The 16,474-nt window shown below is 42.2% G+C and carries 6 protein-coding genes; 1 reads left to right on the top strand and 5 read right to left on the bottom strand.

Annotation, left to right across the window (positions count from 1 at the left end; translation table 11 throughout):
• Positions 1–24: 24 nt before the first annotated feature.
• From PX481_RS19820 to PX481_RS19835, 4 genes are all read right to left on the bottom strand, one after another.
• Positions 25–5,469: a type I polyketide synthase gene (locus PX481_RS19820; RefSeq protein WP_288027401.1), complete on the bottom strand. Its 5,445-nt coding sequence runs from the start codon at positions 5,467–5,469 to the stop codon at positions 25–27.
• 195 nt (positions 5,470–5,664) lie between these two features.
• Positions 5,665–9,459 carry an AMP-binding protein gene (locus tag PX481_RS19825; RefSeq protein ID WP_288095603.1) on the bottom strand — a complete coding sequence of 1,265 codons (3,795 nt, stop codon included), beginning with the start codon at positions 9,457–9,459 and terminating at the stop codon, positions 5,665–5,667.
• A 93-nt stretch (positions 9,460–9,552) separates the two neighbouring features.
• The gene (locus PX481_RS19830; RefSeq protein WP_002776854.1) at positions 9,553–10,215 is read right to left on the bottom strand and encodes a nitroreductase family protein; all 663 of its coding nucleotides are present in this window, start codon (positions 10,213–10,215) and stop codon (positions 9,553–9,555) included.
• Between the two features lie 31 nt (positions 10,216–10,246).
• Positions 10,247–11,176, bottom strand: a complete 930-nt coding sequence (locus PX481_RS19835) for a VOC family protein (protein WP_288027397.1) — start codon at positions 11,174–11,176, stop codon at positions 10,247–10,249.
• A gap of 728 nt (positions 11,177–11,904) precedes the next feature.
• Between PX481_RS19835 and PX481_RS19840 the strand changes: the two genes are divergently transcribed.
• Positions 11,905–13,347 (top strand): AAA-like domain-containing protein, encoded by a 1,443-nt coding sequence (locus PX481_RS19840; protein ID WP_288027395.1) that lies wholly within the window; start codon positions 11,905–11,907, stop codon positions 13,345–13,347.
• On the opposite strand, the gene PX481_RS19845 is transcribed toward PX481_RS19840, so the two are convergent.
• A complete protein-coding gene (locus PX481_RS19845; RefSeq protein WP_288027393.1) occupies positions 13,344–16,061 on the bottom strand; it encodes an AAA-like domain-containing protein in 2,718 nt (905 codons plus the stop codon). The genes PX481_RS19840 and PX481_RS19845 overlap by 4 nt on opposite strands.
• Positions 16,062–16,474 lie beyond the last annotated feature (413 nt).

Raw genomic sequence — 16,474 nt, forward strand, 5'->3', positions numbered from 1 at the left:
AGATAGGGTTTGAGGTCTGCTTTTCTAACCTAAGGAATTTAATTCCTGTAGCAGTAAATCGGACAATTCTTCTAGGGATAAGTCTTCTTCGTTGAGGGGATCAATATTGCTATCTTGATTTGCTCCTATTGCTAAGGGTTTTAAACTAAAGTCAAGGTCAATAACTTCAGTTACCAGATAATCGACCAAACTGGTCACTGTTGGGTATTTAAAAGTGATAGTTGCCGCCAGAGATTTACCTAAATCCTTGGCTAAACGATTGCGTAATTCCACCGTCATTAAAGAATCCATTCCCAACTCAAAAAAACCTTGGTCAACTTTGGTAAATTCTCTAGCCGGAATACCGAGAATTTCCGCTACAATCCCTTGAACATGAGCAGTCAAAGCCGCAAAACGCTCCTCAATTGGTACTGTAATTAAGACATCAATAAAATTATTGTCTGGGGTTAATTTTTGGGCTGAAAAACTCTGGAAATCTCGTAATAAAGGCGGAATTTTTTGATTCTCGAAACTGTTAAAAAAGCTATTCCAATTGAGAGAAGCGACAGTTACCTGTGTCCGAGAAGTCGTCAGCAATGTTTCGAGGAGATGCAAACATTTTTGGGGATCAAGAGGGGTAAAACCCTGTTTAATTAGCCTTTTTTTCGCTTTTTCGCCTAAATTTTCGGCCATACCACCCTCTGCCCAGGGACCCCAATTAACGGTCAGGGCCGGCAGTCCTTGCGCTTGACGATAATGGGCTAGACTATCTAAAAAGGCATTAGCACTAGCATAATTACTCTGTCCAGAAGACCCTAACACCGAGGCCATCGAGGAAAAATTAATAAACCAGTCTAAATCCACTTCTTGACTGAGGAGATGCAAATTCCAAGCGCCGAGTATTTTGGGGGAAAAGACGCGCTCAAATTTCTCCCAAGTCTGTTTGGATAAGCTGGCATCCTCTAACACCCCGGCCGTGTGAATAATTCCTTTTAAGGGGGGTAACTGTTGCTCGATTATCTCAAAAGCCCGACGCATTTGGCCAAAGTCGCTAACATCGGCGGCAAAAACTTCTACATTGGTTCCCTCTTGTCGCCATTGGTCTATAATTGGTTGGGTTTCTGGAGTTATTCCCCGGCGACTTAGTAAGACGAGGGATTTTGCTCCTTTTTTCCTTAACCAATTAGCCACTTGCTGCCCTAAGGCCCCTAGACCACCAGTAATAAGATAGGTGGCATTTTCGGCAATTTCTCGGTTTTTTAGCGACGATTTCGGGATAAATCGCCCTAAACGAGCCACATAGCTCTGGCCTTGCCGCCAAACGATTTGATTTTCCTCCTCCGAACTTTGTAAAGATTGGAACACCTCTAGGGCTAAGGTGTGGCTATCCTGAAATTTATCTCCATCTAGACACAGACAGCGCAATTCTGGGTGTTCTAGGGCAATAGTCCGTCCTAATCCCCAGAGGGAACTTTGGGCAAGGGCAATCACTGTGGGTTGAGAAGGAATGTATTGAGCCGATTGGGTGACAATATAGAGGCGAGGAGAGTAATTAACCTCTATTTTGCCTAGTTCTTGCACTATTTCCAGCAAAGTTCCACAAATTCGCTCCTGAGTGACGGCTAGGTTTTGATTATTTTCTAAAGCTTGGTCGTCATCGATTCCCCAGAGATAAATTAGACCTTGATAGGGTTTTTTGAGGAGATATTGCCAAGTCTGGCGATTGTTTTCGGTGATAAGTTGGCATCTATGCCCTTGTTGCACCAATTTTTCGGCTAATTGTTGCCCTACTCCCTTTTTGTCGGCAAAAATTAACCAATCTCCTGTTTCTGTCCAATCCATTCCCGTCAAGTCCGTGGCTTGCCAAGTAATTTCGTATAAACTATCCTTGAGGTCGTTGGTCTGGGAAAAGAGGGTTTCTGGCCGGGCCTGTTGAAAGGTTAATCCGTCAATTTGGCTAATTAATTGACCCGATTCGCTGAAAATAGTTAAATCAGCGATTAAGATGCCGTTTTGCAAATTGCTATGGCTGAAGCGACCATGACAGTATATAGAGGTGTCCTTAACTCCCGAAAAGGTCAATCGGTCAATATTAGTGGGAAGATAGGTGCTATTCCCTGCGGGAAATAGTGCCGACATAGCGTGAAAGCAACCATCAAGTAAGACAGGATGTAGCTGGTAATCCACCGCTTGCGAGAGTAGATGGGAAGAAAGTTGAATTTTTGCGACAATTTCGGACTGATTGCGGTAAAGTTCCTGGATAACTCGAAAACTTTCCCCGTAGTTCACTCCTTTACTTAAACAGTCCTGATAATGCTGTGCAATTTCGATTTTTTGGTGACAACGGTTCCGGATATCTGTCCAATTGCAGCTGGGTAAGTCCTGGTTTTCATTGGTTAAATTACCGGATAGATGCAGTAGGGAAACTTCCCCTTCCCCAAGACTGAGAATCTGAAATTGTCCCCCCGCTAGTAAGCTTAACTGTACCTTTTTACTCTGGTTGTCTGAGAAAATTAAGGGTCGATTCAGACTCAATTGGCCAATAGTAAACTGCTGATTGGGATATTGTTGACCGGCTGCCACTATAATCATCTCTAGATAGGCCGCGGCCGGGAAAACTACCTGGCCAAAAACTTGATGTTCTTGCAGATAGCTCGGAGAGCAGGGAGAAAGAGAGGATTGATAGTGGACATCCTTTGACCCCAATAGATGCAGCGGTTGCTGTAGGAGGGGGTGGAAAGCTGCCGCCACTGTCGGGGTTTTTAGCTGAGAATCAATGTAATCTAACCAATAGCGTTTTCTTTGGAAGGGATAGGTCGGTAAGGGGATTTTTTCGCGTAAATAATCCAGGTCGAATCCATTCCAGTCAATTTTGACCCCTTTTACATAAAGGGTCGCTAAACTTTGGAGCAGGGTTTCCCAATTCGACTGTTTTGGGGATAAACTAGCTAACCAGAGACCTTGGTCGGTGAGATTTTGCTGACCTAGGCTAATTAAAGTGGTTTTGGCACCAATTTCTAGGAATATTTCCGTATTTAACTCTCCTAATCTTTCTATACCCCGGGCAAACTCTACGGGAGACAGTAGATGATTAACCCAATATTGGGAAGTTGCTATCTCTGCATCGATAACATCCCCAGTCAGGTTAGAAATAAGGGGGAGACGCGGGGAATTATAGGTGATAGTTTCGGCAATCTTGGCAAATTCCCCCACCATACCCGTCATTAAGGGAGAATGGAAAGCATGGGAAACCGCTAAAGTCTGACTTTCAATGCCTCTCTGATTGAAGTTAGCGATTAAATGGTTAATAGCCTCAGTTTCGCCAGAAATGACCGTATTTTCTCGACTATTGACCGCAGCAATGGTACAGATGCCCCTAATCTTCCTCAGATGATTGGTCACGGTGTCGGAATCGGTAAAAATTGCCGCCATTATGCCGTTTTTCGGTAATGTCTGCATTAAGCGTCCCCGATGGGCAATTAACTTCAAACCGTCTTCTAAGCTAAAGACTCCCGCTAAACAAGCGGCCACATATTCCCCTAAACTATGACCGATGAGAGCATCGGGTTTCACTCCCCAAGATAACCAGAGTTGGGCGAGGGCATATTCCAGAGAAAATAGGGTAATTTGACTGTAAAAAGTCTGATTAATCAACTGACTGGTTTTTTCGTCCCCATATAACACTTGCAGTAAGGATTTCACCCCATAGCTCCGTAAAATTTCGTCACATTTCTCTAAAGTTTGGCGAAAAGTCGGTTGCGTTTCGTAGAGTTCCCTAGCCATTCCGGGATATTGTGAACCCTGTCCCGTACACATAAAAGCCAGTTTAGGGGCTTTTTTCGAGGTTAAAATACTTTTTTGACCTGAAAAGCGATTTTCATCCCTAATAAAGTCTTTTAAAGCTTGCTCAAGCTGTTTTTGAGCCAGAAAGGGAATAGCTAAACGATGCTCAAAATGCGATCGCCCAGTATTAGCGGTATAGGCCAGATTTGCCATGAACGTCTGGGAATTTTGACCTAAAAAATCGTAGTAGCGTTGAGCTAATTCCCGTAAGGCTGGCTCACTTTTCGCCGAAAGGGTAATTAAATGACAAGGACGCTCTAAATGAGGTTTTTCGTCACCAAGCCGCTCAAAATTGCTTTCCTCCACGATTAAATGGACGTTAGTCCCACTCATCCCAAAAGCGCTCACTCCAGCCCGTCGGACTCCTTCTCTGACCAACCAAGGGGTAAGAGTGGTGGGGATTTTGACCGGCAGTTTTTCCCAGGGAATATAGGGATTAGGGTTCTTAAAATGAAGATTAGGGGCGATTTGCTGATTTTGTAGCTGTAAAACTGTCTTAATTAACGCTGCAATCCCCGCAGCCCCTTCCAGATGCCCCATATTAGTTTTCACGGTTCCCAAAATCAGGGGATTATCTTGGCTATGACCCTGGCCATAAATTTTCCCTAAGGATAAAACCTCGATGGGATCTCCTAAAGATGTACCTGTACCGTGAACTTCGACGTATTGCAGATCTTTAGGTTGAATTTTCGCTCTTTCGAGGGCTTGTCTGAGTAAAGCTTCCTGTGCCTGACCATTGGGGGCGGTTAAGCCATTACTTTTTCCATCGTGATTGACAGCCGAACCGCGAATTTGGGCGAAAATAAGATTGCCATCTCGGAGAGCATCACTGAGACGTTTTAAGACCACGACACCGCAACCTTCGCCGCGACCATAACCATCGGCCGAAGCATCAAAGGTTTTACTGCGACCCTGGGGAGAAACGGCTTTTAATTTACAATTACTAATCGCAGTGGCCGGGGTTAACATCAGATTCACCCCCCCCGCTAAAGCGAGATTGCATTCTTGGCCGCGCAGACTTTGACAGGCCAAATGTACTGCCAAGAGGGAGGAAGAACAGGCCGTATCAATTTGCAGAGTCGGACCGTGAAACCCAAATAGATAAGAGATTCTGCCGACGGCAATAGCGCGACTGGTTCCTAAACTGTTGTAAGCATCAATGTGATTGACTACGCCTTGATGAAAACATAATTGGGCATAATCATCGCGAAAAATGCCCATAAATACGCCAGTTTGACTATTAATCAAACTTTCGGGCGCAATAGCCCCATTTTCTAGGGACTCCCAACAGACTTCTAACAGTAACCGTTGTTGCGGATCCATGGCGGCGGCTTCCCGGGGTGAGATGCCGAAGAAAGCCGGGTCAAATTCGTCAACTTTGTCTAAAAATGCCCCTTCCCGACTATACATTTTCCCCGGAACATCGGCATCTTGGTGATAATAATCGGCAATATTCCAACGTTCTAGGGGAATTTCTGTTACTGCATCGATGCCATTAACCAATAACTGCCAATAACTTGCGGAATCATTGACTCCTGCGGGAAAACGACAGCCCATCCCCACAATAGCGATGGGTTCGGTTTGCGCTTTGACCATTGCATCGAGGTGTTTGTATTGTTCTAAAAAAGCTTGTTTTTGTTGATTCATCTTCCTAACAACTCTTGTCTTGTTATGTCACGTCACTTTCATCTCAGGTTATGCTTGGGAAAAAGTCACGGATAAGCGGGAAAAACCTTGATACTGTCGGGATGGGAAAATTTAGTAGCATAGTCACAATTGTCCCCGTGACTCCGAGGTGGGGGATAGGTCAAGGGAAATTAGCTATCCTATCCCCACCAGCGATTAACTAAAGAAGGCAGAGATTTCTTCTTCGGATATTTGGGGTAAAACTGCTAAAATTTCGCTTTTTTCCCGATTATTTGCCGATTCAGCCCCAGTATTGCTTTGATTAATCTGGTTAGCTAAATATTCTGCCAAACTATCAATAGTGGGATAATTCCAAACAATGGTGGCTTCGACGGGGATTCCCGACCAATCGGCAAGATCTTGGGCTAATTCCACGGCAAAAATTGAATCTAAGCCAAAATCAGCAAAAGACTGGCTGGTTTGGATAGTGGCTGGATTGACCTTTAATTTCTGGTGTAACCAATTACCTAACCACATTTCCACCTTTTCGGGAGTTTGTTGGCTAAGAAGGGACTTTTTCGGACTAGAGGGGCTATTTATTCCGTCTTGCCGCGTTTGAATAGCAATTTCGACCAGAGAAGTTTCAGCTTGAGGATGAGTCTGTTTAGCTTCTGGTTCCAACGTCAATAACTCGTCGAGTTGATAATCGGAACCCTCTAGACGTTGTTCGATATCATCAATAGATTGAGTATAATCGAGGATACGATCGCGGATAGTTGCCACCGAAGAAGCAAAGTTTTCTTCGGGTGTTCCCCGGAGAGCTTTCTGCACACATAAATCAAACTGCAATTGACTCCAAGCTAGGGCATGACTGTACTTTTCCCCGGGGTGAATTTGGGCCATTTTCGCCGTTGTTGCTACTAAAGCGGCGTAACAACCCAATTCTCCGATTAAAGAATAAGCCCAAGCTAAGGCGGCAGAACGATCACCCCAGAGATTAGACTGGAGACAACGCTGATTAATAGATTGGGCGGTGCTGTGGAGTTGCAGGGCAATCTCGGGCGCTTCCAGAACTTTTGTCAGAAATTCGCCTAATTTGTCCGTATGGGTGATACTTTTGCCCAAAAAGATTTTCAAACTTTCGTTAGGACCTTCGCCAATTCGTAAAACTCTGGCATCCCGGAGAATTTGCGGGGCAAGATTAGTTTCCATGTAACCTCTACCCCCGAGCATCTGAACGAGACTATCGGCCGCTTCCCAGAGGTAATCAGCCCCCGTAATCTTGGCAATAACTGCCATTTCCCTGGGAACGGCAACTTTTTGGTCTAAGGCGGTGGTAATACACTTTAAGAGACTGGACAAGGCCACCGTAGCCCCAGTTAAATGGTCAAAACGGGCTAAAGTAATCGGACTTTCTAGCAATTTACCTGTAGCGATCGAACGACGGCTGGCATAACGTAACATTAATTGTAAACAGCGTTTCATGCCGCCAACTGCCATCATGCCAATACCTAAACGGGCATAAAGTAAAGCATCGTCGGCGGGTTCAGTGCCATTGCCCAATTCTCCCAGCAATTGCTCTTTAGTGACTAAAACATCCTCAAAATAGATGGCATTTTGCATAATTCCCCGTAATCCCATAGTTAGGGATTCAGGTCCCAAACGCAGACCGGGGGTGCCTTGACGGACAAGAAAACCTGTCAAACCGTTATTCCCCGGTTCTTCCGAATCAAGCAAACGGACAAAAACATTAATCATTCCGGCCCAAGCGGAACCATTCCAACGCTTAATGCCGCGAATTCGCCATTTATCTCGACCATCCGGCACCGCAACGGTACTAATTGCCCCGATATTCGCTCCTGCTTCGGGTTCCGTCATGCCAAAGGAGGATAATTGTCTTCCTGTCGCTAAAAGAGGTAATAATTCTTGCTTGAGGGAAATAGTCCCGTAGTTGAGCAGCGGACGGATACCTAAGCTGTTATTGAGACTCACCATCGTCGCCAAGGTTAAATCAATGGCGGCTAATTGTTCCATCACCTGCAAAAAATTGCGATTATTAAGGGCTATTCCCCCGTATTCTTCGGGAATCTGCATTCCCATCAGTCCTTGATTGCCAAAATCCATGACAATATAGGGCGGCACACAACGACGGTCATCAATCAGATGGGAATTAATGCGAGTTTTGGCGTAATCTCGCAACCAAGTCAAGATTTGCTCGGTTTTTTCTTGACTAGCGGTTGTGGGGTCAGCTTGGTGACTGCTGAGGGGGGGGGTTAGCGTCGGCATAGGGGATGAAATTAGTGGAAGTTGCTGGTTTAAATACTGTTGACGGCAAGCGTGGCGTTGAATTTTGCCGCTAGAAGTTTTGGACAGAGATGCGGGTTTGATAAAAGCGATATCATAAACTTGCAATTCGTGTTCTTGAAAAACCGCTCGACGAACTGCTTCTAGGGCTTTTTGCTGGTTAAAACGGCGAATTGCCGTTCTTTCTACCTCTTGAACTAGGACTAACTTTTCTTCTGCCTCGATTTCTACGGTAAAGGCGGCAGTTCCACTGGGGCAAAAGTCGGGATAGCATTGTTCTACGGTCTGTTCGATATCCTGGGGATAGTAGTTACCACCGCGAATAATCATCAGGTCTTTCAAGCGTCCGGTGATGTATAGTTGACCCTGATGAATAAAACCTAAATCCCCTGTACGCAAATAAAAACCCTGTCCAGTATCGGCGATAACTGCTTGAAAAGTTTTTTCTGTAGCTTCGGGATGTTGCCAATAGCCCTGGGCAACGGTTTTGCCTTTCACCCAAATTTCTCCCACCTGCTGGGAGGGACAGCGTTGACAGGTTTCAGGATTAACAATGGCAATTTCTGTGTCGATTTCTGTTTGTCCACAACTGACTAAGGATTGAGAATTTGGGCTTTTTTCCGTAAAAACGATTTGATGACGGTTTAAAGCGGCTTTTTCAACCCAGCAGATTTGAGGAAGTTGATTTTTCCTGACAGCAGCAACTTTTAAGGTGGCCTCGGCTAAACCATAACCCGGACAAAAGGCGGCAAACTCAAAACCACAGGGGGCAAATTTACGAGCAAATTCGCTCAAAATTTCCATTCTGACCGTTTCTGCCCCATTTAAAGCCACTTTCCAACTGCTTAAGTCTAAATCCGCCAGCTGCTCCTCTTTAATCTTGTCAAGACAACGTTTATAGGCAAAATTAGGGGCGGCAGTGTGGGTGGCCCTGTATTTGCTGATGGCATTTAACCAACCGAGAGGACGTTGTAAAAAGGAAACCGGGGACATGAGATAACAGGGAAATCCTCGATAAAAGGGCAGTAAAATGCCATAAATTAGCCCCATATCATGAAAAGTTGGCAACCATGTCACCATAACGCTCTTTTCATCGTGTTCCCAGCCTAAATCTAAATCTCGGAGGTTGGTCAAAAGATTCTCGTGATTGACCATCACTCCTTTGGGAGTCCCCGTGGAACCGGAGGTGTATTGTAAAAAGGCTAAGGTATCTGCTTTTATCTGAGTGGGGTGGTCTTCGGCTAAACTTTTGCCGATTAAGCTATCCGTAGCTAGAAAGGGAATATCTCTGTCTAGTTGCCTTTTTAATTGGTCTAATTCCGATTGTGTGCTTAAAAGTAAGCTTGCTTGCGAATTATTAATAATAGAAGTTAAGCGAGCCATCTTTTGGTTTTTCTTGGGCAAATTAACTGGAATTGCCACTACTCCTGCTAATAAACAGCCGAAAAACCCACTAATAAACTCTAATCCCGAAGGGTATGCTAATAAAACTCGTTCCCCCGGTAATAGGATGGATTGGAGACTATTGGCAATCGCTTGCGCTTCCAGAAATAATTCCCCGTAGGTAAGGCGTTTTTCTTCGGTTTCGCCATCGACTAAAAAGGTATAAGCAGTTTTTTGGGGTTGGTATTGGGCGCGATAACGAATAATATCGACTAAACTGCTTATTTCTGACAAATTAAGCTTAGTATCTAAACAAAGAGTCATTTTTTTACTCCCCATTATTCAATGGAATCGAAGACAAAGATTTAATCCTCTCGCACCGGGAAAAGTTTCTGGTGACGGGGGGCGACGGTCACTCTAGGGGTGATTTGGGCTTAAATTAAAGGTTTCTCCGTAAATTTCGCCATAGCAGAGCTTCTGAGTCCCAAAACGTCCCCCATACTCGCTCAAGGGTTCATCAGCGTATCCCAAGGCTAAGAGACAACAGACATCGACCGTATCGGGAATTTGGAAATACTCGCGCAAGGGTTTAGCCACAAATCCTTCTAGGGGACAACTATCCACCCCCAAGCTTTGCGCCGCTATCATGAGATAAGTAACCGCAATCATAACTTGTCGGTTGCTCCAAGCTTCTGGAGACTGATAACAGGGTTTAAATTGGAAAAAAGGCGGAATGGCCATGTGCATGAACTTGGCCCGTTTTTCGGAAATCGTCCCCTCTTGTTTTCCTAACTCAATTACTTGATTAATGTAACCACGATGGTTAACTTGGCGATCGCCACAACAGATTAAAACCACGGGTGCATCGACTAATTTATCTTGTTCAAAGCCGAATTCTCGCAATTTTGCCTTATTTTCTGGTTCTCTAACCACTATAAATCGCCATGGTTGCAAATTATAACTAGAGGGAGCTTGGAATCCTAAACGAAAAATTTCGGCTAAAATTTCTTCGGGAATGGCATCGGTGCGAAATTTACGAGTAGAGCGTCTTTTTTGAAATATTTCAGCAATATTCATCATCTAAACCCTTTTATGAGACGTTTTCAACGGTTTAACCTAAAAAACTTTCGGGAATCGCCGGTCCCCATTGATAGAGAATATCTAACCCCCCGGCGTGAAGTTCTGGCTCGGTGGTTTGCTCGAAAAGGTCCCCATCGGTAAAATGTTCAATGAGGCTACCGAAAGGATCTTGCCAATAGTCAAACACTTGACTTCCCAACAAATGGCGACCAATACCCCACACAGGAGTCCATCCTTTTTCTCGTAACCAATCGTGGCCGATTTTAATAGAGTCAAAATCTTGCACCTCGAAGGCAGTATGATGGACTTTGGGGTGAGAACCTTGCAACATGGCGATGGTGTGATGATCAACCCATTCCTCTCCCCGTTGACAACGAAGAAAACCCCCGACTCGTAAACTGGGATGGCCGTAATAAATTAAATCTGTTGCTTTTAAGCCAAAAGTCTGCTGATACCAGTGATAGCTTTCCTCAAAGTCTTTGACATCAATAGCTAGATGACCTAGACGTAAAATAGGTGCGGGTTCTTTTTTCGGCCTTTGGGTGCGACCTAAACGGGTTTTGCGACTAGCGTGATTCCATTCTAGGGGTTCAGGAATCGGCAAAGGTTCCACTTCCTCGATACCATAGACCAATTCTAGGTTAAAACCGTTGGGGTCAATAATTTTGATGCGCTGACCACCGCCGGGGGTGAATAGGGTTTCCACGGTCGAAGCGGAGGCTAAAGTGGCTAGTTCATGTAAGACGGATTCTGATGTCGCTTCTAGGGCAAAACTGACAAATTTAGCTTTTTTTCCCCATTCTACGACATAGACAAACTGTTTTTTGCCTCTAGCTCGCATATACAAGGCTGTATCGGTTTTAACCGCGGTAATCAGGCCAAAATCCCTCAAAAAACGTTCGCACAGGTCTAAATCCGGATGTTGATAGGTAACGTAGGCAATATCAGCAATTTTAGTCATAGTCGGTCATCCAGTGGAGTTGTCTAATTCGGCACAAAATAGCCAGACAGATATCGGTCAAAGTGCTGCCATAGCAAGGGGAAAAAGACTATTAAGAAAATCTGAACTTTGTTGTGGTTGATTATGGCATTGTGGGTACACCCACAGTCAAAGGCTAATTTTTCTTGCCCTCAATTGCTATCCCAGACTGGAGTTTGAGTAACTTGGGGGTGGAGAAAAACCTTGGGGAACTTCGGGGTTTTGCGGAAAATTTTTTTGAGAGATGTGGTCAAGGTTGTCTAGAGTACCTCGTTAAATTGGACTTATTGAGAAAATATTCACACTAATTGAGAATCAACAAAGGTTTCATCAGGGTTTCAGGCGGTGCAATGCTGAAGTAAATCTATTTTTTGAGGTACCCTCTAGAAAAATCCGCTATCGTTCGAGTAAGCAAGTCAGAGAATATTGGGATCAGTAGCAGCGGCAAGGATTATTTCTGTTTCCACTGCCCAAATACCCCTCTGAAATCAATCTTGTTGCACCTGAATGGCATCAATTGAAAACTCGCGAACTGACAGGTCAAATTTTTCTCGAACGGTTGGATTTAGCGCACGCCGTTAAACAGGGGAGCGAAGCTTGCACTCAAAAAGGAGGATAGGAAAGTCACTGTTTTAAGTTTAATCCGTAACCAAATTATTACTTAAATTTCTCAATTATCAGCAAAGTCCTTAATTACTAAACTTGAGATAATGTCTAGAAAAGTTACCTATGGGGATATTCCCAGACAAAGAACCAAATATCTGCTTAATGCTCTGTTAAAGTTTGCTAACTACGAGGTGGATAATTGTGAAAATCTGGCGATTAAATTTAGCTGGATTAATGAGAAAAAATTGAAAATTCAAGCCGAACTTAATGCTTTAAAAATGCTGACTGAAAAATGTGGTCAAAGGCTGGAGTTATGGCAAATTCGTGATGCTTTGACGGAATATCTTAACGAAAAGTTTTTAGGTATTTTGGAAGATCATCGTCTCAATAATCAAGGAAAAATTCGTACTTTTCAAATTACTTTTTGGCAACGGGGTCATGATATTTTAACCAACCTAAGGAGCTTTGATCAAGAGTGGGCAAACAAAAGTAAACATCAATCTCCCGCAATTGCTGCTATTTTCTCCTCTTTAGATGAGGAAAAACAACAGGATTATCAGACCTATATTAAGGATTATGTAAAACGTCCACCTCTGGAGGAAAATTGTCTCAAAGTTCTTCAGCAAGAACAATCGTTGCTAAGAATTCGCGCACCTCATAATAGTGGCAAAACCCGTTTAGTTAATTGGTTAGTCCATCATCTCAAACAAGATAATTATCAACCAGTTATCATTGATTGTGAGGAGGAAAAAGCTACTATTGCCCTTAGTTGTGAAGACTTGCTGCTGTCGATTTGTCGTACCATTACCCAAGAATTAAAGATTAACGAATCTCTTCTCGATAAATTTTGGTCTCGTCCCGGAACTCCTGCCCACAAAACTCGACGATATTTAGAGGAATATGTTCTCCAACCCAGTGCTAATCCTCTGGTTTTTGTCTTTGAAAAATTTGATACAATTTTGGAAACTGAAACAATCGGTAATGAAATTTGTGGTATTCTCAGAAGTTGGCATGAAAGACGTTCCCAACCTTGGCGGAAACTGCGCTTAATTATTATTCATTCAACGGAATTTTATAGCAACTACGATTTTTATGCCTCTCCCTTAATTGGTGTAGGTTATGTGGCTAGTTTATCGGATTTTAATGCGGAACAAGTTCTCACTTTCGCTCAAGTTAATGGCATTAATTGGACGTTATCAGATGTTAACAAGGTCATGAACTTAGTGGGAGGTAATCCTTATTTAATTAAGTTAATCTTGGTAAAATTGCAAGAAGGGAATTCTCTAGAAAAGGTTCTAGATGATGCCTTGCAGGGACGAGAGCCATTTCAAAGTCATTTTTTCCTACTGATGAGATATCTGAAAAGTAATGCTAACCTCCAGAATATTTTTAGGCAAATTCTTCAGAAAAAAGCTCTGACTCCGGCTCAAATGAAAGGAGAATCTGTCCAATTTTTGGAACGATTGGGACTGATCCACAAAAGTTATGATAACCTAGAGGTTCGTTGCAATTTGTATCAAGTATATTTTGACGACTTGCTTGATTAGTCTCGTTGAGATTCCAATTGAAACTGAATTGAGTTTTCAAGTTTTGCTTCTAACTTACTCTTAACCCTGACAGTAATTGGTTCTCGATTAGATTCGGATTCATTATCTACAAACCTGAGAGAATTGCCTGAGGTCAAACTGGCCGAAAGATTGAGGTTTTCTAAATATTCTTGTATCAACTCTGAAGAAATTTTATTCTGGGATTGCAAGGCTCTAATAGCAGCTATAAATGATTGGGCTGCATCATAACTGGTAGCGGTTCGCCAACTAATATCTTCTTTCCATAAAGCTTGAGCATCTCTGACAAAATTTTGGGACTTAATTAGATGGGAAAACCAAGGCACAGCCAAAACTAAATTATTAATAAATTTACCGCTATCAACCAACATTTCATGTTCATACATGGAATGACTCCCTAAAAGAACTAGCTTATTTTTCAGTTCTGGAGTGGTGCTGGTATTTAACTGTTCAAGAGTATGAGATAATTCTACTACCACAGAAGCTGATTCCAAACTGGGAAATAAGACAATTCCTCTAACTTGATCTTGGGAAAATGCTTTTAAAACTTCTGCGTCAATATCTAGGGAAGATGATAAATCAATTACTTTAGTGATTTTACCGCCTTTTTTTTGGAAAGCTTGATGAAACTCTTGAGTAAGTTCTTGGCTATCAATCTGGTTATAATTATTAAAAATAATTACCTTATCTAGATCATGTTGGCTGGCATAATTAGCTAAAGTTTCACCAATTTTTTCATTGGTGATAACGGTTCTAAAAAAGTATTCACTCTCAATTACATCCGAGGAACTTGTCGAAGAAATTAAAGTAATTTTGGCTCTTTCATAGATAGGTAAAGCTGCTAAGGTGGCTTCACTAGAATAATGTCCAATTACTCCAATAACTTTGGGGTCTTTAACGATTTCCTTGGCGACTATCTTAGCAACTTTTTCGTCATTATTATCATTGGCAATAACGAGATTTAAAAATAAATTATTCGCACTTGTCGGTAATTGGCTATTAAATAAATATTGTGCTTGAGCAATCCCTTTCAGGATTTCTTGGGAAATTTCATTTTTTTTGCCACTGGGAATAACCACCGCCAAAGTCACATAATTATTACTTAAATAAGCGATGGCATTATTATAATAAATTAATGTTTCTGCATCTTCAGGATGAGCAAGATAGGCTTTTTTGAATAACTGTTTAGCTTCCAGATAATTAGCATTTTTAAAAGCTAAAATACCCCGATCTTTATAAAAATTTTCCTGTTTAATAAGTAGCTTTTTTTCGCCTTGGCTAAATAGTTCAGGCTCCTTAGTATAGGGGATTTTATAAAAGTAAGGTAACAGCCATGACTGGTAGAATCCCAACCCAAGTAACCCTGTAACAATGCTAGTAAATATTCCCGCTGCTAACATAAATAAACGAGATTGTTTTTGACGAGTAATGCTTTCAGAGGCTGCTAAAAAACGATAATCGATACTATCTAATTCTTTATCTTCTTGCCATTTTTTAGATTCCTCTAACTTTTTCCCCGTCAGTAAACAATTTGTATCGGTAAAATTTGAGTCTTCCCACTTAGCAATTTCCGATTGATAAGGACGACTAGCTGCTAATACATTATATAACCATTTTTGATTAAAAATTGCCTGATAAATAGCATTAGCCACTCTAAGATAGCCCTGATTATCGACGATAACTAATCCAGATAGTAATAATTCATCATGTTCTGGTGTGTTACTCGCTTTCACCAATTTACCTTTTAAAACATTAGCATAAACCCTTAGTAAATACCCTTGATCAGGATGATAAATAAGTCGCTCTCTTATACTTGATAAAAAAGCAGGTTCATCTTTTTTTTCCCAGTTATCAATAATGTGTTTATAAACAAAATCTCGCATCCAAGCTGATAAGAGAGACTGAGGTATTGTAACTTTAAACTTGGCCATTAAATAGCACAATTTTTGAGTTAGAAAAGGTTGACCATTAGTCCAGCTAAAAATTTCTTGTAGAATTTCTTGAGGGGAAACACCCAACCCTTCTAGTCCTTGCATCAAGGGTTGACAGTTATCTTCTAACGACAGTCCATTTAATTCAATTGCTTTACCAATATTGAAAGGAGTTCTTTGACTATCCTGAATTAATTGATTGGGGGTAGCCGTGCCAATTAAAACAAATGAAATACGATTAAAATCTGCATTAATAACTCGCTTTTCATGACAAGACCTAATGTAAGCAAAAAAGTCATCAGTAGCAAAGGGTAGTTTTCTAACCACATCAATTTCATCAATAAAAATAACAATGTTGTTTGAAATTTTTATCAATAAAATTTCTTTAATAAACTGTCTAAGTAACCCAACATTAGAAACAGATTGACTGGCAATCCAAGATTCTAGATCCGTCATATTTAGTTTTAATTGTTCGGCAATTTCAATAATTAAGGAATGATACCAGCTAGATTGATCTACTGATGTCCCCAATTCATTTAAGTCTATACGGGAACAGGCAACTCCTTGGGCTTCAATTTGAGTTTGGATGCGTACTGTCAAACTTGACTTGCCCATTTTGCGAGAATTAAAAATATAACAATACTGACTGTTCATCAGAGCTTGGTACAATTCCAGATCAGCCCTTCTATCCACATAGCTTGGATCGGAAGGAGATAAGGTACTAGAAAACTTATAAACATTCTCGGCGGTTCCGTTTTCTTGCATATTTCGGTATTTCATTGACCAGATAACCAGAACTTGGGTAAGTAATACCAGTTTGAACTACACTAACCCCGGTGATAAATCCAGAAAAAAACCGCGCTCACTCATAGCCGATTATTGGTAAGCTAGTTCTACTCTGAATGAAATTGGCATATTTTCTTAGGGTAAACTCATCGGAAATTTTGGGTCTGAAACCCCGCCGTTCTAGGTTGGCTTTACGTTAGAATTAAAAGGCCAGTCTCGAAAACCAAGTGGACGGCGCAGCACCGTTCGGCTGAGCTCACGGCCGAAGCCTTGAAAACTCGGCTTAGGGGGTTCCGACCAGAAAAGCTTGGCCGGGTAAAAAGTCGCGCGCAACAAGTACAAGAAGCTATAGGCGGTCAACGTACCGTGGGACACACGGAATCGGGCTTCTG

Source organism: Microcystis sp. M53603_WE2 (assembly GCF_030065435.1).